Raw genomic sequence first — 19,658 nt, 5'->3', positions numbered from 1 at the left:
TGAAGATTTTTAACAGCATATTTCAGGATGCTTTTGGCTCTTTAATAAACTATCTTAGCATGGTGGCCGTTATAACACCCCTCTTGACCTGGCCACTTTAAAGAGCACTTCGAACATCTTTTCGGGCGCAAATGGTTTGTTAAGGATATCGTAAACGTTTATGGCGGCAAATTTCTGCCGCACTTCGGTCATAATATCTGCTGTAAAGATTACCGGATGGACAGTGGGGTACTGCCGGCGTATAATCTCTGCGAGTGCATATCCATCCAGACCGGGCATATGCAGGTCAAGCATGGCCACATCGTATTCATTTCCTTCCATCAACTGGAGGGCGCTGTTGCCATCGTCTGCACAGTCGGCCTGTACCCCAAAATACTCCAGGTGCTTTTGGGCAACCATCAGGTTAATCAGGTTATCTTCCACCAGCAATACCTTCAATCCCTTAAGTTTATGCTGGTAAACGGCAGACATCGGCAGTGCCGTTGCATTGTCATCAGAATCCTGGTTATCGGCAATGTCAAAAACCAAGTCAAAATGAAATTCAGCACCTTTACCTGTTTCGCTCTCTAAAATTACCCTGCTGTTGTGCAGTTCGGCAAGCTTTTGGGTAATGGTTAAACCCAACCCGGTTCCTGTATGTTCCCGTTGTGCCGATAACTGAATTTGTTTGAAACTTTCGAAAACCGTTTTCTGTAATTCGGGCGGAATGCCCATTCCGGTATCTTTTACGCTGAAATGCAGTTTTACCTGGTTGGAATGAGCAGACAAAAGTTTTACCAAAAGGGTTACCTCTCCTTTATCCGTAAATTTAATGGCATTGCTGATCAGGTTATTCAGCATCTGGCTAAGACGTATCGGGTCGGCAATAAGCTTTTGCGGAATTTCATCGTCGACATAGCTTTTTAGTTGTATTCCCTTGGCCTCGGCTAAAGATTTAAACTGATTTTTAATATTTTTTATTAGCCTGAACAGATCTACCTCGGCAAGTACCAGTTCCAGCTTTTCATTTTCAATCTTGGTCAGGTCCAGAATATCGTTGATCAGCTGCATCAGATGATCTGCGGAGAAGATCAGGTTACCAATATAATCCTTCTGATCCATGGTATGGTTCAGTTTCAAGAGGTTAGCAATGCCAATGATACCGTTTAATGGCGTCCTGATCTCATGGCTCATTACTGACAGAAAATCTGACTTGGTTTTTGATGCTTTTTCTGCTTTGTCCCTGGCCTCCACCAAAGCCATATTACTCAGCTCCAATTGCAGCTTGGCTTCTTCCAGGGCCATATCGGCCAGTTTTTGTGTCGTAACATCCTGTATGCTCAGCACCAGGATATAATTTTCCGGTACCGAAGATTTCAGTACCGGCTTTATTTTTGCCTTAAACCATTGGTTCTGATGCTCATCCAGGTGTTTGTAGGTGATTTCCTGAACTGTTCCGGTTTCTATCGCCTCATTTACCGGAATTGTAAATAGCGCAGAACCAGCGCCCATTACTTCTGTTATCGTTTTACCCAGGAAGGCTTCCTTAGGCATAAATAATAAACGTTCATCGGATACCCACACGTTTTTAAAAACCTGGTTTCCGTCAATCTCAAACACAATATCTTCAAGAGAAGTGATGAGCGATTGCAAATGAGCAGTTAATTCATGGAGCTTCTCCCCCTCATTTTTATCATGATGAGCTGATTCGTTCATATTCAACAATAGGTTAAACAAATATAAACAAAATCATCAGATCACCGCGCTGATAAACCTGGCTTAGTTTCTGTAAAACTGATGGTTTTCTTTTGTAATGATATCGATAGGCATATGGTACACTTTATCTATCGGACTTGCGTGTACAAAATGGGTGTAAAGTGCCATAATACCTCTATACCCCTGTTCTATCGGCTTCTGGCAAATTAAAAAATCTATGGTTTGTTTTTTTAGATAGGCTATATTTTCAGTCAGAAAATCAAAACCGATCAGTTTAACATCTTCAATCCCCTCCTCTTCCAGATAATGCGCTACCGAAGACACCCGGGAATTGGTTACAAAAATGAGGTTTATAGTATTGTCTTTTAGCGCAGCCGAAAGGCTTTTTTTAACAGAATCATAGGCAGTATCACGGATATCAACTTTGAGGATTTCGTTTACTTTATGGTTATCTTCAAAATACTTCCGGAAACCTTCTTCTTTGCGAAGCAGGTGGTGGTGGTTGTCTATTTCCTTAGAGATATTTACAATGAGGACCTTATCGTTTTCTTTCAATAAATAACCGGAAATATGTGCTGTAAGATAGCCGCTATGGTACAGACTAGGGCCAATGTAGCATAAACTGTTCTTGTCCGGAATATCCGAATTAATGAAGACACATTGTATGTTGAGCAGAGCACATTCATCTACAAATTTGCTCGATTCTTCTATAAACATCGGAGCTAAAAGTACACCATTAAAATTGCCCCTGAGCACAGCTTCTGATTGTTTTACAAATGATTTTTTATCGTTCTGATCAAACAAAAAAGTTTCTACCTGAATACCATAAGACGAGATTTCGGATTCGGCCTGCAAAACACCACTCAAAGGAGCATTCCAATAATCGGTTTCTTTGGATACTGAAGGGATTAGCACAGCAAACCTCAGGATTTGTTTAGATGCCAGGCGCCTTGCTAAAATATTGGGTTTATAGTTTAATTCTTCTATGATGGCGTCAATCTTCTCTTTTGTTTTAGCAGATACGCCTGTTCTGTTATGCAAAACCCTGTCGACAGTTGCTATAGAGACATTTGCTTTTCTTGCGATCTCACGTACACCAACAAGTGCTTTCTCTTCAGTTTTTTTCATTAGTTTATCTCGTTTTTAAAGGTCATGATCCCATTGCAGGCACAATTGCTGTGTTACCACATTAAGGCCTCATCGCTATAAATTTGCATTTATTTTATCAAATAAAATAAATGCGCTCCTAAAAAAGCAAAAATATTTTTTGACCGGAGCGTTTCCGGTGGTTTTCCCTTAAACAAAAACGCTGCTTTGCTTATCGGTAAACATAACCGCGTTTTCATGTTTCCTCAGTATGGTTGAGGGATATTGCGCAGTAACTTCCTGACTTAAGGTATGGTGCACTGCCTTCGCTTTTTTTTCGCCAGGAACCATACAGAATATATATTTACCAGAGAACAATGCCGGAATAGTTAGGGTAAGGGCATATTCGGGCACCTGGTCTATTTTACCGAAACAGCCATCATTTACCTGCTGCTGCCTGCATTCCCGATCAAGGTCAACTACCTTAACCAGTCTTGTATCGTTAAAATCAGCTACGTGTGGATCATTAAAAGCAATGTGGGTATTTTCTCCAATGCCCATGCAAACCAGGTGCGGCGGAAATTGCAGCAGCAGTTTTTCGTAGCGTTCGCACTCTGCTACTGTATCTGCTGCATTTCCCCTGATATAGTTTACACTGCGGAAACCCACATGGTCAAAAATCGCCGCTTTCAGGAAGTTACCAAAACCTTGCGGGGCGTCTTCAGCCAGGCCAATATATTCGTCCATATGAAAGGCATTGATGCGCGACCAGTCTATGTCTTTTTCAATCAATGCAGACAAGAATTCATTCTGAGAGGGGGCCGCGGCAAAGATGATATTGAGATAAGGTTCTGTGCCCAGTAAAGCTTTTATTTTCTGATAAACAGCTTCAGCTGCACGTGTTCCGAGCAAATTTCTATCTTCCAGTACCTGTACTTTCAGTTTGTCTGTTGTAAATTCTCTGACCATTTTTCTATTCTTTTACCAGGATCGGATTGTATTGCAATTCTAATTCCCGGCTGTAAATAATTTCTCCTTTTATGATGGTATTAGCAATGTTTATTTGCTCATCAAAGAGCACCAGATCTGCATCTTTTCCTTTCAGTATTGTACCTTTTTTATCGGCAACGTCTAAAATTCTGGCTGGGGTGGCTGTCATCATTTGTATCGCTTCCTGTAAAGGAACACCTGCTTCATTAACCATGGTTCTGATCAACCTGTCGGCAGTAGCTACACTACCAGCAAAAGCACTGCGGTCCATCAGCTTAGCTACCCCATCTTCAATTAAAACTTCCAGTCCGTCTTTTTTGTTGCCTAAAATGCTTTTACCCGGAGGCATTCCTGTAGCCCTCATGGCATCAGTAATGAGGGCCGTTCTGGAAGCTCCTTTTATCTTATACACCAGCTTTAACAAAGGCGGTGGCAGATGTATGCCATCAGCTATGATCTCCACATCCATTTCATCAATCAGGTAACCAGCTTCAATAGCACCGGCGTACCTGAAAGCGTTTCTTCTGCTTACGCCCGACATGGCCGAATAAAAATGGGTGGCAAGGGTGTACCCATTTTCAAAGGCTTCCAGCACCTCTTCATAAATGGCGTCGGTATGTGCAATGGCAGGAAGAATGCCCAGGGCCTTCAGATGCCGGCCAAATTCAAGTGCACCTTTAAGCTCCGGTGCTGCGCTCCACCTTCTGATGGACTGCGCATGGAACAAAACCTTTTCATATTCCCGGGGCTCAGGGTTTCGCATAAAGCGCGGATCTTGTGCCCCACTCTGGTTTTTAGAAAAATATGGCCCTTCCAGGTGCATACCCAGAAATTGCGAGCCGGTTTTATTTATTGCTTTGGCAGTTTCGTAATGGTCAAGCGTTTCCAGTAAATGTGCCAGTTCACTGGTCAATGTAGTCGGACACATGGCTGTTGTACCATATTTGACATGGGTTTCAGCAATTTTAAGGAAAGAACTCACATCACCATCCATAAAATCAAAACCACCCCCGCCATGAATGTGCATATCTATAAATCCGGGTGCAATGTACTTGCCTTTAGCATCTATCTGGACTGCCCCGGGTACTTCGATATCGCCTTCTATAACATCACTGATTGTGCCATCGCAAACAACGAGCGTTCCATTTTTTATAATACGGTATGGGGTTATAATGTTGCCGTTAAATATTTTTAGTTTCCTCTCACTCATAATCTGTTGTAATTTCAAGGCTGAAATTATTTGCAAAGATAAATATTATTATCACACTGTTTACGTACCCGAACAATAGTATTATCTGTAAAATGTAAGTTTAATTCCTTGTGAATTTAGTTTTTCAAAGCAAGCTCAAGTGCTTTTGTTGTGGTATAGTATTTACTCAAAAGTGCATCCTTTTCCCAACCGGGAAGCTGCCCTTCTTTGAGAAAACGCAGGTATTTTTTAGTTACCTCTGCAAAATGGGTCTCATGTCCGGCCTTGTATTTTTCAGGAACAACAACTTCCCAACCTGTTTTGACTGGCTTTAAAGTGAGGCCCGGGTAGTTCTTTGCAATCTTCTCAATGCCCTGTTTTAAGGCTTTTTCATATGCTGCATCATTTGATTTTAACGGCTCAATGTAGAGTGTGGGCTTATATCCCTGTTCACTCCCCTGTTTAATGATGAGATTGGCCTTTGTTCCGCGCATTACCGAGTAATGGGTATCTCCTGAACCTTCAGGCGCCTCGAAATTCCAGACTACGGAAACCTTTGCATGCACCCCCTTGATGGTATAATTCATTTCTCCATTAGCGTAAACCTGCAATACTCCGTTTTTAATATCTTTCTGAAGGTAAGCAGGATAGGTATCTTTACCTGTACTCTTTTTAAACTGTCCTGGGCTAATTGAAGTTGTCCAACGCCTTGCAGAAAGCATGTTTATATCAGTTTTGTAATGTATAAGTTCATTTGAAAAGGCTTCCCATTGTACCATATCTACCAGATGGGTAGTCACATCGACCAACCCGTTTCCGGCCTGATTGATGTCGAAAAACCACTGGGGACGGATTAAAGGCGCACCAGAAACGTATTTAAAAAAATGATGCACGCTTTCTTTTGTTATCGCCGGGTGACCTTCGGTCCCTTTTTCCAGTACTCCAAAAATATCCGGCTGCTCCGAAAGTTCCTTTTGAAGCATATTCGTAATTTCATAACGTTCTGTCATGATATCATATAACAACACCTTGTTTTTTTGGGCAAGTTCAAACGATTTCTCCAGCTGCTGGAATCCTTCGGTATTGATAGCCATAGGTTTATCTGCCAGAACATTAATTCCTGCTTCAACAGACTTTTGTATGTATTCTGTTTTTTTCTGATTGTTGCCCGACAGGATCACTACATTCCCTTTTTTTTCATCGAGCATTTTTTGCAGGTAATCCGGCCCCTTATACACTACTTCTTCCCATTTTGTAGGCTCTTCTGCCCTGCTGTTGTATTTTTCAATGAGTTTTAAATGCGCATCAAGCTCTGGCCCATCAGGTGCATAGACATGTACAATCGGGCTGATCTCTTTATACATAGATTTCTGTATCAGAGCGGCATGAAAATGTCCGGGATCAAGTGTAATCAGCTTTATAGGGGCCTCTTCCGACTCCCCGGTGGTATTTTGGCAACCTGTTCCGGTCACGAAAAGCAGGCAAAGGGCAAAAGCTACTTTGCCTTGATTGTTGTTAAATTTAAAATGACGATTAGAAAGCATAAGCATTTTTTTAAGATTTTATAGCAGACCAGCTCCTCAGCTTATGTCCGTAAAGTGCATAAAAAATAAGATACAGATAACAGGGAAATAAGACCCAATAAGCTGTTCTTAAGTCAAATAAATCGGCAAAATAGCCATAAAAAAGTGGCATAATTGCATTTCCGCATAGTCCCATAATCATCAGAGAGGCACCCAATTTTGTAAATCGGCCCAGACCATCGAGCGCAAGTGGCCATATACCTGCCCATACCAGCGAGTTTGCAAACCCCAGCAATACGACAAACCAGATAGAAACATCGGCCTGGTGGCCTAAAAAGGTAATGCTCCCTTTTGCATAAATGATAAGCAATGTAAAAATAGCGCCGAGTAAGGTACATACTCTTAAAGCATTGGCCTGACTAATGAACCGGGGTATGGCGACAATGCCCAGCAGGTAACCGCAAATGGTCACAAACAAAGTATAAGATGGAAAAACTTTAGCCTCAAGCAATTGAATGTTCATGGATCCGGCATAACCTATAATGGTATCAATGGCTATCACCTGGGTACCCACATGCAAAAATATACCCAAAGCACCAAGCACCAGGTGGGGAAACTGAAAGATGCTGGTCTTACCGGAATTGGCCAGCGCCACATCTTCGCTTTCCTGTTCGGTATTGATTTCCGGCAAGGGAGAATAGCGCACAAATAAACCGAGGCATAAAAGAACAATACCTACACAGGAATAAGGAAGTATTACCCTTCGGATCAGCTCATCAAGCGCTGCACTCCTGGCTGCTGCATCCATTGTGGGCAGCTGTTTAAATAGATCCGCATCTGTAGCCTTCAATATTACAGCGGCGAACAGCAAAGGCGCAAGTATACCAGCCCCTTTGTTACAGATCCCCATAATACTGATGCGCTGGGCCGCGCTTTCTTTCGGTCCCAATACGGTAATGTAAGGATTGGCGGCCGTCTGCAATATGGCCAGACCAGAACCGAGCGTAAACAAGCCCAGCAGAAATACTTCATAGGTCCTGGCAAGTGCCGCTGGAACAAAAATAAATGCGCCCAGGGCCATGGTCCAGAAGCCAATCATCATCCCTTTCTTAAATCCAACAGATTTTAACAGGTAAGATGAAGGTACAGACATCACAAAATAAGAGATGTAAAAAGCGAAGGCAACCAGATAAGACTGAAAATTATTGAGTTCACATGCAATCTTAAAATAAGGGATCAGGATGGCATTTACCCAGCTTACAAAGCCAAAAATAAAGAACAGCAACCCGATGATAAAAATTGAAATGAGTGTATCGCGCTTGCTCAACGAGCTTACACTAACCGAAGCAATATTTCCTTTTTCCATGCGATCAGATCGTTGGTTCCCAACCTTTTTGGTAAGTTCTTCTCCAGTATTGCATTGCTGCTTTATTGTTTAAAATATGACCGTTTTTGGGGTCGATATCAAGGGCCGCTCCGGTACGCTGTGCAATATTGCCCAACTGTACAAGCAATGTGCTTTGGTGACCGCTCAAAATATCCGAATTTAAGCTGGTCCCTTTTTTTATCGCATCAAAGAAATTATTGATGTGCAAGGCATCTAAAGCTTGTGAAGGATTGGTTAGACTTCGCGCATCAACTTTAACATCATTTTTAACCTCTTTTACCAGCTTATTATTTAAATCATAAATCACATATCCATTTGTGCCGTCGATTTGCAGGGACCCATTTTCCCCATAAAAAATAACACCCACGCTGGCACCTTCTACATTCCGGCCATTGCAACTCCTTCCTTCCCAGGTAATGGCACCTTTCTTGCCAAATTCCAGGCTTATAACCTGGGTGTCGGGCGTTTGCCAATCATCCTGATACCGGTAACGGCCTCCTGATGAGGTGACTTTGGTGGGATAATCTACACCAAGTCCCCACCTGGCGATATCAACCATGTGAGTTCCGTTGTTTAGCGCCTCACCTGTTCCCCAATGCCAGAACCAATGCCAGTTGTAATGTAAAATATTGTCTTTATAAACCATCCGTGGCGCGGGCCCTTGCCACAAATCAAAATTCAACCATGACGGGACAGCTGTCTCTTTACCTTGACCTATGGAAAGCCTGTTATTGGTATACCAGGTTTTTGCAAAATAAGGCCGTCCTATTGCTCCGCCATGGAGTTCCCTGATGGCAGCAACAATATTTGGCCATGAACGGCGCTGGTTGCCCATCTGGATTACGTTTTTATATTTATTTGCTGCCGCCAGCAGCAGTTCACCCTCTGCCGGGTTGTGGCTGCAGGGCTTTTCCAGGTAAACATGTTTACCTGCTTTCGAAGCGAGTATTGCGGCAGGCGCATGCCAGTGGTCGGGTGCAGCTACAACCAGGGCATCAACATCTTTATACTCAAGGGTCTTTCTGAAATCCGGCTCCGACTTCGGTCTCCTGTTCTGGTTCTTTTCTACCTGAGCAACACATTTATCAGCAGCACGGCTATCCACATCACAGATATAGGTTACCACACAGCCTGGCTGCAGTGAAAAGTTGCCAGCCAGTGCAAGCCCTCTGGCATTTACCCCCATCATGGCGACATTGATCTTATCGTTTGCCCCCAGTATACTTGCATAACTTTTGGCACTAAACCCAGGTAGCACACCGCCCAATGATAGTGCGGCCGCGCCAGTGACTGCATTTTTTATAAAATGACGACGGTTTTTGTCTGCTGATTTATCCATATATATCAATTTATTTAGCCTTATTTAACAATCCCGTCATGCTCACCGGACAGCCACCCTTTGCTTTGCTTTCATCTGCGGCCTCCATAAAAGCAGCAATTTCTATGGTCTCCTCCGGTCGGACAGGTGCCTGTCCTGTTTCAAAAAATTTAACGATTTGCTGAAGCAAGGGGTTGTAGCCTTTAAATTCGCCAAGGGTAATGTTTTTCTTTTCACCAAATATCCTCGCACCGTAATCGCTTTTGCCGTTACGTGTACCTCTAAAAGAACCGACACGGCCGTCGTTCCATACACCGACTACAACATCGGTATCATCTGTATGCACTCTGGTGACCGTTTTACAGCCCGGTCCCATTACCGCAAACAACATTTCTACACCATGTATGCCATACCAGAACAGATCGGGGTGTGTTTTTTCATATTTGGCAGGACTGTAGGTTTCTGCACCAAGCACTTTTCCAATTTTACCCTCTATTACGTCAGATATGCCATCCATATACCTTAAAGAAGAAGAAGAGAATACAGGGGAATTGTATTTTTTTGCAGCTGTAAATATCGCATTGGTATCTGCCAGCGAAGCCGCCATTGGCTTGTCTATAAACATAGGTTTACGTGCCTTAAACACCTGTAAAGCTTGTTCGAGATGCAAACGTCCATCATTTGTTTCCAGCAATATAACATCGGTTTTCCTCAGCAGGTCAGCAATCGAGCCGACAATTTCAACACCAAGTTTTTTTACATCTTCTGTATATCCCGGGATCCTGTCTACACTGGTTTTGATGTCATTACTCCCCTTCGGGTAGGCTGCCACCACTTTATAGCCAGCATACTCGGCCGGTGCATCTGCTGCGTTCAGGGTCTTGGTAAAAGCAACGGCATGTGAGGTATCCAGCCCTATGATCCCTACCCTTTTTCCTGCCAATACGCTTGATTTTGCATATAGTGATTCAAAACTACCTGCAACACCCAGGCCTGCACCTGCTAAAGTTGCCATTCTGATAAAATTTCTCCGGTTGTAACTATTCATAATGATTTGTCTATAAAATAAACTTACAATTTTGTTCTCAATGTGGTGTTAAAAGCCTTGTTCTTCTTAAGGATATACAATGATGTGTACGTACCCGAATATACGCACTAAAGAAGAAACATGCAAATTTATTTTGGCATTAATCCATAAAGGTTTACTATTTACGATTCTTTTGCAACTTGCGCATAACGATAGCAAAACGTTTTCCCAGTTCCCTTGCTGAAGGGGTATCCAGATGCGTCCCATCTCCTTTATGTATTAACCCTTCAGCCGTAGCAAGTCCGGAATTTGGCACTTCATCTGCTAAATCTTTCAATACCGCATTTATGAGCTTGTAATTTTCACGGTAATGTCCCAGCTCCCCGGCTACGAAAGGCAGGTCAGAAGCCAGTAAGTCCTTTCTAAAATCGGCAACCAGCTTTTTCAGTTTAGCCATATAACGTCCTGACTTTTCTTCATTGCTATCTGCTTCTCCCTGGTGCCATACAATACCTTTAAGCACCCCATATTGCATTGCGATTTTAGCTCGTTTTATTGCATCATCGTAAGGGTGGTCTTTTAAATATTCCTTCCCGGCCTGCCATACCTCAATTGAAGAACCTCCTACTGCACATGGAACTAAACCTATTTTTATCTTTTTATTTTTATCCAGCATATGCTGGGCGAAACTCAGACCAGGGCCAACACCAACCATTGCCGGACGGTCAAAATGAAGCGGATCTGTAGCCTCCACCCATTCTCCATTTTTGTTCAGCATCAATATCCTCGGGTTAATCTGCTTACTAATGCTATCCACTTTCCCTCTCCCGGCCATATTTGACTGTCCAACCAGCAGGTACAAATGAAAATCCGGATCAACCTTATCTGGACTTTGCTGGGCGAGACCATAAAAAACACAATTGAACGAAACAAGAAATAAAAGGAACACAAATTTCATATTGTTAATTTAAAGTCATGAAAGCACCATTTCGGATGCTACCTGAAATGGCACTTTCATACTGATTTCATCTCTGGTTTATTTTTTTGCTGAAGAATGCGACAAAATATATTTCACCATTTTTTTTGCATCTGGTTGCGAAATTTTTGGGTGTGCAGCCATAGGGATTTGGCCCCAGTTACCGCTGCCTCCTTTTATTACCTTTCCGGATAGGAGTGTAACATTTGCATCGGTAGCCGTGTATTTTTTTGCGATCTCAATATAAGATGGTCCAACCAGTTTACCGTCTGGTTTATGACATGCAAAACAATCTGATTTTGCGATCAGTGCTTTTCCTGCTTCAATGTCTTTTTTCGGATCAGCAGTTTGACTTTTGGCTGCTCCTGCAGTAAATATACCCAATGCCAGGCAGCCTGAAAAAAATAAGTTCTTGTTCATTGTTGTGTGTGTTACTATTAGGTTATTGTGTTCGGCTTAAAAATAAATATTTCCTGCAATCCACCTTCTAAATATTTAATAATTTATTTCCATTTCTTAAACATTTGCTCGTAATGGACAGAAGTATCGAAAATACCTCCACTTTTTGTATAAAAATCGTCCCCAAGTTCAAATACGCCTCCTATTGTTTTAGTCCAGGCTGCCCCGGCATGAGGATGATAGCTGAGCATGTGCTTCCAGTTTTTATAGTTCATGTCGCCATTTGTCTCTATAAGGCCCATATTTATGCCCGGGAAAGGCATCAAACGGGCTGCAAGGTTTTTATTCCAGTCTATCAGTATCGGATTCACGGTAAGATCTGCACACAGACAGGGAATTTGATTTTCTGCCGCGAGTTTGGCAATTTTCATTGACATACTGAGTGTTTTTGCAATTCCTTTAAGCACCAGTGCGCCATAACCCTGTTCTATCCTTTTTGTAGCATCGGCCTCCGTATGTATACTTTCATCCGCAGCCATCCTTATGCCAAGGTCAGATACATCTTCATCATTATGTTCCGCGAGCGGCTCCTCGTAAAATAAAATGTGCTCAAAAGCTCCTATCTTCCTGGCATGGTCCAGGTAGCGCTGTAGTAATTCTTTACGTTCATACCTGCCATTCGCATCCATTGTATAAATCAGTTTACCATTGGGTGTACGGTGTGTACGCAGATCTTTAAGCGCAGCATGCACCTGACTCAATCTATCCATATCCTTCTGCAACATCTCTGTCTGGCTTCCCGGATACCCTGTTTTTATTTTAAAAACAAAATAACCTTCGGCAGCAGCCTTTGTCAAATCCAATACCGGCATCCCATAAGGCACCTGGTAAATAATCGCAACCTGGCGGTTTTTATGTGATAAGGCTTTTTTATAAGGCCCCGGGATCATTTCATTAAAGGTTTTGTACTTGTTTTCAGCAGCATACATTAACCAGGCGGCATTGTCGGTGCTGATGAGTGCATTGTAAACAAAATTTAGGTTCAGATCAGTCTTACCGGTCATCCTTTTCGCTTCTTTAAACAATTCAGGAAATATTGCTTCCAGCAATGCAATGGGATCTTTAAAAGGACTTTGCCGGATTAGTTCCAGCGCCTTGTTCACCACAAGGAACATCAATGCATTCCCTGCTGCTTCGGTATGGCTGGCAAAAAGGTCAGCATCGCCGTATAAAACACTTTGTGTTGCTATACCAGTGGTAGTCAGCCCCGATTCGGTCTGAATTCTGGAAGCTACCTGCCAGAGTTCTGTCAGATAGCCTCCTTTAAATCCAAAAGGCCGGATCAGCTTTTCACGTTCAAAATCGGTATCAGTATTTGTTATTTTAATTTCTTTCATAATTGATGTTGCAAAAAAAGAAGTTTCGTTGAAACCAGCTCCGGAAAATGCAGCCATCAGACCGGTGTTCTTAATAAAGGCTCTTCGGTTCATTTCTCCTGGTATTTCCTTGATGCTATTTTCTGACAATAACTAGCCGAGAAACTTTTTAACAAAACCCTCATCTGTCAAATCCGGATAAGCAGCACACACGCGTTCTATTTCAGCGGCCTGCCCTTCCGACAATTGTTCTTCAGGGTTCAGACACCAGGTTCCTTCCATCAATCCCTGTTTTCTTAACACCTCATGTATACCGGGTATACAGCCATGGAAGCTATGCGAAGGATCAAATATCGCCGCATTCATATCTGTTACCTGCACGCCCTTGTTTAACAATGTGGCTGCATTTTGATCCCCATTCCTTTTACAGGCTTTAACCTCTTCAAACAAGCGTACGGCAGCATTTGTCCACACTGCCCAATGCCCCAGCAATCCACCTATAAATTCTTTTTTTACTTTCTTTCCACCTACTTCAAACTCATAGCTGGTGAGCAGGTCGGCAACAATATTATCATCATTCCCGGTATAAAGGGCAATTTTATCTGTTCTGCTTGAATGGCATACAGCCCTAACCACATCCAGGGTCTGGTACCTGTTAAAAGAAGCTACTTTTATGGCTTCTACATTTTCTATTTCTGCAAACTGCAGCCAGAAATCATAGCTGAAGATGCGTCCGCCAACACTTGGCTGCAGGTAAAAGCCAAAAACAGGCATTACTGCTGCCACAGCTTTTACCCTGTCCAGAATCGCTGTTTCTGTCCACCCCTGCAATCCGCCCATACTCAAAAGCCCCATATCGTAGCCATACCTAAGAGCGGTCTCTGCTTCAGTTACCGCCTGTGCGGTAGGACCGCAAATCCCAGCCACTTTGATAAAAGGCCTTTCCAGCGCTGCTTTTTCTACCTCTTCGGCTGCCAGACGCAAGACAGTGTCATAAAGATTAATCTTTGGCTCCCTGATCTCAAACTGCGTGCTGTGTACCCCTACTGCAATCCCCCCCGCACCCGCGGCCATATAATACCTGGTCAGCTGCCGCTGCCGCACCTCATCCAGCTTCCTTTCTGCGGTTAATGCCAGTGGATGCGCAGGGATTACTGTACCTCCATCCAGGAACTTCTTCAATTCGGGTTTTAATTGCTGTACCATCAGAATTGTCCTTTCCTTTCCTGAAAATGTGTGGGTTTATTGGAGATTTTACCCCCCCCTTGTAACCAGCTAACTGTCATATCCATCATTTCCCTGATGGTTACCCTTGGGTAACCAAACAGCTTATGGGCTTCTGACGCATTGTTTAGCAAGGCTGTCTGCTGAACCTCATTTTCAAACAGTGGTTCTTTACCCAGCAGCATGCCAAACTGTTCAGCAAGCCACTTTACCGAAAGTGTTTCCGGCCCGGTTACATTTAATAGTTTCGCAGGTGCACTGCAATGCAGCAGAGATCTGATCGCAATCTCATTGGCATCTCCCTGCCAGATCACATTCACATTTCCGGTAGTCAAATCTATTGACCGGCCTTCATTTACAGATTTGGCAAGTTCCAGCAGAACGCCATAACGAAGATCGATTGCATAATTTAAACGATAAATAAGGGTTGGCGTCTGGTTCTTTTCGGCGAAATATTGAAAGATACGCTCTCTTCCCAGACAAGACTGCCCGTATTCGCCAACCGGAGCAACCGGATGATCTTCAGACAAACCACCAGAAGTAACCGGAGTAAAGGGATAAACGTTCCCGGTAGAGAAAACAACAATGCGTGATTTTTTAAAACGCTCAGCAACACGACCGGGCAGGTAAGCATTCATGGCCCAGGTAAAGGCCTCTTTACCGGTAGTACCAAATTTGGTTCCAGCCAGATAAATGATATTTTCAACATCTGGCAGCCCTGCCAGATCAGCTTCATTCAGCAGGTCCGCAGAAATGGTCTCTACCCCGGCGGTTTCCAGTTCTTCCCGGGCATTGCCATCAGAAAAACGGGATACACCGATAATGCGTTTTTTCAGTCCGGCCTGATCCACCGCCAGCTTTGCCAGTCGGGCCATACTGGGGCCCATCTTACCGCCAACACCCAACAACATAATGTCGCCCTCAATTTTACGGATATCTGCAATCAGCCTTTCAGAAGGCTTTAATAACTCTTGTTCCAGTTGTGCTAATTCGGTCATTTAAAATAGGATTATTGAATTACTTAAAAAACAGTTCTTTAATGTTGCTCAGTGCAAGAAATATCAATATGAGCAGGCCTATAGCCCCAAATATCTTGGTAGACAATGAATTCACATGTTTGCCCATAATCTTAGGGTCATTGGAAATGGCATACATGGCAATACCAATGAAAGGAACGAGAAATATTGTTACACTCTGGGCAAAAACGATCAGTTCGAGCGGAAGTTTGCCAAATTTAATGGCGATAACAGCACCAAATACCATCACCATGGCAATCAGCAATTTGACTGCTGTTGAATTCAGCTGACTGCCCTTACCAAATGCATCGCCCAGCAAAGCCCCACCAACAGTTGCATTTCCTACAAGCGAAGAAAAAGAGGCACCAAAAAGTCCAACCAGGAAAAAGATAGAAGCAGCACTGCCAAACAGGGGTTCCAATGCCCTTGCCATATCGGATGCGGTGTTTACTTTAATTCCTTTGGTGTTTAGAACTGCGGCGGCACAGATCATCACAATCGCACTCATCAGGCCCAGGATGACAATTCCTGTAATGCTGTGGCTCTTTTTTTCTTTGATCTCAGGGTTTACCTTTATCCGCTCCTGTACCAGGTAACTCTGGTAAAAAGCACCCACAATAGAAAAACAGGAAGCAAAAAAAGCGATAACCAGGCCCGCTGATCCGTCAGGCAGTTCAGGTACCAGTCCACCTGTAATACCCGAAACGCTGGGCTTTGCAAAAAACAGGGTCGTTACAAAGGCAAAAAGCATCAATGCCACTAAAAAAATCATTAGCTTCTCGAGCACTTTATAAAAGGCCCTGAAGAAAAGCAAACCTATGCCTACAAGATTGAATACAATAACCCACAACACAGGAGATGTACCAGTGGCCTCAGCCACTGAAATGCCTACGCCAATAGAATTTCCGGCCTGGAAGGAGGTGGTAACAAAGAAAATCCCCAGTCCAATGGCCACAGCGGCAGCATTTCCCCATTTCTGACGAATCGTACCCAGGAGTGACTGTTCTGATGCCACGCCAATCCTGGCGGCCATAACCGTAAAAATCGTCATAAAAAAAATAGCCACCACAACAATCCACAACAGGCTATAGCCATAGTCGGCCCCCAGTTTTGAAGTAATCGTCATTTTACTAGGGCCAAAAACCAAGGCTGCTGTAATAATTCCTGGCCCAAGGGAAAGCAGCCATTTTTTAAGTTTTGATATCATTTTCAGGGTTTAATTTGGTTTAGTTACGGTATTGACAAACAGTTTATTTAACACTTCGTTAACGTACCCGAAAATATAAATTAAAATATTAAAATCCAATATCTTTTTTGGGGAACGCGCTTCAGCTTGCTTTATTTTTTCATAATATAGGAGAATATATCTCTCACTTCCTGCTCAGACAGATGTTCTAAGATACGTTCAGGCATCAAAGAAACCTGCTGGGCTTTCATCTCCTTAACCCGCGTTGCAGAAAGCACCATGTTTTTTCCTGCAACGGGCTGAAGTGTGATGGCATCACCATTTCTTGAGATGATTTTCCCCTCCAGTGTACGCCCGTCTGTTGTCACAATCTTGTGGATCACATAACCTTCCCTGATATCAGCATTGGGATCAACAATATTGAGCAACATGCTGTTCATGTTATCTCTATCGTAGCCGGTCAGATCTGGCCCTATATTTCCACCACCATCAAACAAACGGTGACAAGGGCCACAATTGCTGAGGTATAAAACTCTTCCTTTCTGAAGATCTCCCCTGCCAGAACGGATAATTTTTGCAAATCTGGCTATACTTTCGTTTTTTTCGGCAGATGTGGCCAGTTTCACATTTGGCCACAGCCTGTTTACCCTTTCAGCTATACCTGGATCTTTCAGCAGCTTCAGTTTACGGGCAACTGCATCAGGTACATCAGCTTTATTGATATTTCTGGTTTTTTCTATCGCCTCCAGAAATGAAGCTGCCCATAACGATCTGCTGGACACCAGGTCTATCGCAGCATTCCTTACCCCCACATCTCCCCGGTATTGCGGATATGCGGCCACGACTTTTCTGCCAATCTCAGGCATATCAAAATACTGTAAGGCCTGCAAAGCGGTTTGCTTTAAGGCTGCCGATGAACCCGATGTCTGTACTATTTTCAATAAGGCTGGCACTGCCTTTTTCTGGCCGCTTTCGCCGAGGAGCCTGGCATAGGTCAGTCGCTGTTGTGGATCGGCCTTTGAATCAGTAATAATCAGAATGGCTTTTTCAACAACCCCGATCTTTCCCTGCCTGATACCCAATGCCAGCGGTCCGCCAAAAAGTTCATTCTGATAAGGTTTTATGGCTTTCGCAAGGGCGGGTGATAGTCCGATCAAATCCCGCCCGCGAAGGCCTTCACTTAAACCACTGATCAATTCTTTTGCTGCATTTTTTGAAGGGGCTAGTTCAATTAACTTCGCAGCGGCTGTAAAATTGGCCTCTCCACCAGCCATCACATACCTCTGTATCAAACGCTTCAGTACTGTATTTTGAACGGTTTTACTTTTCCAAACTGCAGGCCGCTGAAATATATCCAGCACCTTACCGCGATCTGTTTCAGCTTTGGCTTCTATGGCCCACCAGATCAGCAAAGGAATATCCGCGTCGGCGGCATCATATCCGCCTTTCAATAAGCCTTCGATCATAGGGATAGCCGTATCACCAGGCAAACGTTTTGCGGTAGCAGCAATCTGGCTCCGGGTTTCAGGATCTGCTTCTGTTTCTGCCAGCCTGATCAGGTGTTTTGAAACTACAGGAGAGACCGATTGACGATCACCTGCCAACCGTACTGCCCAGTTTCTCACAAAGGGATCTTTATGGCTCAATGCAATGAGCGCAATGTCATCATTCAACCCGCCGCTCAGGTTAATAGCCCATAACGCTTCCAATGCCAGTTGCCCATCCGCAGATTTTAGCAGTGGCTGCAGCTGTGGCACCAAAGATTTGTTTTTACGGTTTGCAAACTGGATCTGCGCCTGCTGGCGGTACCATTTGTTTTCATTTTTTAACAATTGTATGAGCTGCTGTACCGAATACTTACTGATATCGAACTTTGGCAGTATGGCTTTATTCGTTTTACTACGCAGGCGATAAACCCTTCCCGATGTTTTATGCCAGGTATCGCGGGGATCTACATGCGAAAGACGACTGTCGTACCAGTCGGCAATATAAACAGCACCATCAGGTCCGGCCTTTACATTCACCGGGCGAAACCAGTGATCGCCGGTCGTCAGGACCTTATCTTCGTCAACATTCTTAAATGTGGATCCGAAAGGCTCCAGCCTTGTAAGCTGTACAAAATTCAGCAACGGGTTCAGAGCAAACATCTTACCCTTGTATCTTTGAGGCAGGCCGGTTTCTTCATATTTAATCAGGGAATGTGTAAAGCGTTTTCTTTCGCCGCTAAGCTGCATGTTTTTCAGGTTGCCAAAAGTATAGGCATTGGTATAAGGTCCGTGTTTGCCCAGGCTCTTCTGGTAATAGGCACCCTGTTTAAAATTAGGACCCCGATCGTAACCGTTATCTCCCGAGTACAATCTGCCTTTGCTGTCAAATTCAACATTGAAAGTATTGCCGCCACCTTCGGCATATACTTCAAACACATGGCTATCTGTATTGTAGCGCCAGATGGCCTGCCCCTGGAAAGCCACATGCTTTGAAACAGAAGAACTGATATCTGCAGTAGCGGTACTCCCCTGTGCCCCATATAGCCAGCCATCTGGTCCCCATCGCAGGCTATTTGCTACAGCATGTGTATCTTCCAGTCCAAAGCCTTGTAAATGAACAACCGGATTACCTTCGGGGATCCCGTCGTTGTTCCTATCCGGATAAGCCAGCAGATACGGCGGATTGAGCACCCAAATTTTACCGCGACCGGTTACTACACTGGTTGCAATATTTAGCCCCTTAATTGCATCAGTTGCCTTATCGTATTTTCCGTCTCCGTTGGTATCCTCAAAGATGGTTATTTTATCTGCGCCCTTAGCCCCTCCCGGTGGAGCAGTTGGTATTTTATCGAATTTTACCCTAAGGTAATTGTCGATACTGGTCACTTTCAAGCCTTCCGGATAGGGATATTGATGGTATTGTACCACCCAAAGCCTTCCCCTGTGGTCAAAACTCAATTCTACGGGCTGTACAATCTGTGGTTCAGCCAAAACCAGGTCTAAGGCCAGATCGTTCGGGTATTTAAAATGACTGAGCGTTTTTTGCGGAAGCGTAGGTTTTGAAGTATCACTGAGTGCACCAACACCTTTAAATGACTCCATATAACGGGCTACCTCTTCATTGTCACTTTGGGGTAGTTGGGTACCATTCCTGCCTTTTCTACCTGAATCCTGGTTACATCCAGCGGCAAGCACAACCAGGGCAATGCAAATTATCCCTATCTTCTCTATTGTGTTCATTTTCTCTGTTTTAAAGCTATAACTCATTGAGTTGTTGTC

Annotated in this window: 15 protein-coding genes; all 15 read right to left on the bottom strand. The window is 43.7% G+C overall.

The window, feature by feature from the left end; translation table 11 throughout:
* Positions 1-69: 69 nt before the first annotated feature.
* The gene (locus ABIE26_RS04455; RefSeq protein ID WP_310139584.1) at positions 70-1,695 is read right to left on the bottom strand and encodes an ATP-binding protein; all 1,626 of its coding nucleotides are present in this window, start codon (positions 1,693-1,695) and stop codon (positions 70-72) included.
* 63 nt (positions 1,696-1,758) lie between these two features.
* Positions 1,759-2,823 (bottom strand): LacI family DNA-binding transcriptional regulator, encoded by a 1,065-nt coding sequence (locus tag ABIE26_RS04450; RefSeq protein WP_310139585.1) that lies wholly within the window; start codon positions 2,821-2,823, stop codon positions 1,759-1,761.
* Between the two features lie 168 nt (positions 2,824-2,991).
* Entirely contained in the window at positions 2,992-3,750 is a 759-nt protein-coding gene (locus tag ABIE26_RS04445; RefSeq protein WP_310139586.1) for a glucosamine-6-phosphate deaminase, read from the bottom strand.
* A 4-nt stretch (positions 3,751-3,754) separates the two neighbouring features.
* Entirely contained in the window at positions 3,755-4,981 is a 1,227-nt protein-coding gene (gene nagA / locus ABIE26_RS04440) for an N-acetylglucosamine-6-phosphate deacetylase (RefSeq protein WP_310139588.1), read from the bottom strand.
* 116 nt (positions 4,982-5,097) lie between these two features.
* Positions 5,098-6,504, bottom strand: a complete 1,407-nt coding sequence (locus ABIE26_RS04435; RefSeq protein WP_310139589.1) for a putative oxidoreductase C-terminal domain-containing protein — start codon at positions 6,502-6,504, stop codon at positions 5,098-5,100.
* A 10-nt stretch (positions 6,505-6,514) separates the two neighbouring features.
* On the bottom strand, positions 6,515-7,849 hold the full coding sequence (locus ABIE26_RS04430; RefSeq protein WP_310139590.1) for a sugar MFS transporter: 1,335 nt from the start codon (positions 7,847-7,849) through the stop codon (positions 6,515-6,517).
* A 4-nt stretch (positions 7,850-7,853) separates the two neighbouring features.
* On the bottom strand, positions 7,854-9,209 hold the full coding sequence (locus ABIE26_RS04425; protein WP_310139591.1) for a Gfo/Idh/MocA family protein: 1,356 nt from the start codon (positions 9,207-9,209) through the stop codon (positions 7,854-7,856).
* Between the two features lie 10 nt (positions 9,210-9,219).
* Positions 9,220-10,236, bottom strand: coding sequence for a Gfo/Idh/MocA family protein (locus tag ABIE26_RS04420; RefSeq protein ID WP_310139593.1), 1,017 nt, complete (start codon positions 10,234-10,236; stop codon positions 9,220-9,222).
* Between the two features lie 157 nt (positions 10,237-10,393).
* Positions 10,394-11,173, bottom strand: coding sequence for a sialate O-acetylesterase (locus ABIE26_RS04415; RefSeq protein WP_310139595.1), 780 nt, complete (start codon positions 11,171-11,173; stop codon positions 10,394-10,396).
* 78 nt (positions 11,174-11,251) lie between these two features.
* Positions 11,252-11,611, bottom strand: a complete 360-nt coding sequence (locus ABIE26_RS04410) for a c-type cytochrome (RefSeq protein WP_310139597.1) — start codon at positions 11,609-11,611, stop codon at positions 11,252-11,254.
* 83 nt (positions 11,612-11,694) lie between these two features.
* Positions 11,695-13,080: a mandelate racemase/muconate lactonizing enzyme family protein gene (locus ABIE26_RS04405; protein WP_310139598.1), complete on the bottom strand. Its 1,386-nt coding sequence runs from the start codon at positions 13,078-13,080 to the stop codon at positions 11,695-11,697.
* Between the two features lie 39 nt (positions 13,081-13,119).
* Positions 13,120-14,172, bottom strand: a complete 1,053-nt coding sequence (locus ABIE26_RS04400) for a dihydrodipicolinate synthase family protein (protein ID WP_310139600.1) — start codon at positions 14,170-14,172, stop codon at positions 13,120-13,122.
* The gene (locus tag ABIE26_RS04395) at positions 14,172-15,188 is read right to left on the bottom strand and encodes an NAD-dependent epimerase/dehydratase family protein (RefSeq protein WP_310139602.1); all 1,017 of its coding nucleotides are present in this window, start codon (positions 15,186-15,188) and stop codon (positions 14,172-14,174) included. The genes ABIE26_RS04400 and ABIE26_RS04395 overlap by 1 nt, the downstream gene beginning before the upstream one ends.
* Positions 15,189-15,207: 19 nt before the next feature.
* Positions 15,208-16,413 carry an Nramp family divalent metal transporter gene (locus ABIE26_RS04390; protein WP_310139604.1) on the bottom strand — a complete coding sequence of 402 codons (1,206 nt, stop codon included), beginning with the start codon at positions 16,411-16,413 and terminating at the stop codon, positions 15,208-15,210.
* Between the two features lie 131 nt (positions 16,414-16,544).
* Entirely contained in the window at positions 16,545-19,619 is a 3,075-nt protein-coding gene (locus ABIE26_RS04385) for a PVC-type heme-binding CxxCH protein (RefSeq protein WP_310139606.1), read from the bottom strand.
* Between the last annotated feature and the right edge of the window lie 39 nt (positions 19,620-19,658).

Origin of the sequence: Pedobacter africanus (genome assembly GCF_040548825.1) — a bacterium.
In the GTDB taxonomy this organism is placed as follows: domain Bacteria; phylum Bacteroidota; class Bacteroidia; order Sphingobacteriales; family Sphingobacteriaceae; genus Pedobacter; species Pedobacter africanus_A.
Note: the sequence above shows the minus strand (reverse complement) of the source record. Positions and strands in the feature narration are given on the sequence as shown.

Bases quoted from the DNA above. Each gene is read 5' to 3' on its own strand.
- ABIE26_RS04455 (WP_310139584.1), bottom strand. From the start codon at position 1,695: ATGAACGAATCAGCTCATCATGATAAAAATGAGGGGGAGAAGCTCCAT.
- ABIE26_RS04450 (WP_310139585.1), bottom strand. From the start codon at position 2,823: ATGAAAAAAACTGAAGAGAAAGCACTTGTTGGTGTACGTGAGATCGCA.
- ABIE26_RS04445 (WP_310139586.1), bottom strand. From the start codon at position 3,750: ATGGTCAGAGAATTTACAACAGACAAACTGAAAGTACAGGTACTGGAA.
- nagA (WP_310139588.1), bottom strand. From the start codon at position 4,981: ATGAGTGAGAGGAAACTAAAAATATTTAACGGCAACATTATAACCCCA.
- ABIE26_RS04435 (WP_310139589.1), bottom strand. From the start codon at position 6,504: ATGCTTTCTAATCGTCATTTTAAATTTAACAACAATCAAGGCAAAGTA.
- ABIE26_RS04430 (WP_310139590.1), bottom strand. From the start codon at position 7,849: ATGGAAAAAGGAAATATTGCTTCGGTTAGTGTAAGCTCGTTGAGCAAG.
- ABIE26_RS04425 (WP_310139591.1), bottom strand. From the start codon at position 9,209: ATGGATAAATCAGCAGACAAAAACCGTCGTCATTTTATAAAAAATGCA.
- ABIE26_RS04420 (WP_310139593.1), bottom strand. From the start codon at position 10,236: ATGAATAGTTACAACCGGAGAAATTTTATCAGAATGGCAACTTTAGCA.
- ABIE26_RS04415 (WP_310139595.1), bottom strand. From the start codon at position 11,173: ATGAAATTTGTGTTCCTTTTATTTCTTGTTTCGTTCAATTGTGTTTTT.
- ABIE26_RS04410 (WP_310139597.1), bottom strand. From the start codon at position 11,611: ATGAACAAGAACTTATTTTTTTCAGGCTGCCTGGCATTGGGTATATTT.
- ABIE26_RS04405 (WP_310139598.1), bottom strand. From the start codon at position 13,080: ATGAACCGAAGAGCCTTTATTAAGAACACCGGTCTGATGGCTGCATTT.
- ABIE26_RS04400 (WP_310139600.1), bottom strand. From the start codon at position 14,172: ATGGTACAGCAATTAAAACCCGAATTGAAGAAGTTCCTGGATGGAGGT.
- ABIE26_RS04395 (WP_310139602.1), bottom strand. From the start codon at position 15,188: ATGACCGAATTAGCACAACTGGAACAAGAGTTATTAAAGCCTTCTGAA.
- ABIE26_RS04390 (WP_310139604.1), bottom strand. From the start codon at position 16,413: ATGATATCAAAACTTAAAAAATGGCTGCTTTCCCTTGGGCCAGGAATT.
- ABIE26_RS04385 (WP_310139606.1), bottom strand. From the start codon at position 19,619: ATGAACACAATAGAGAAGATAGGGATAATTTGCATTGCCCTGGTTGTG.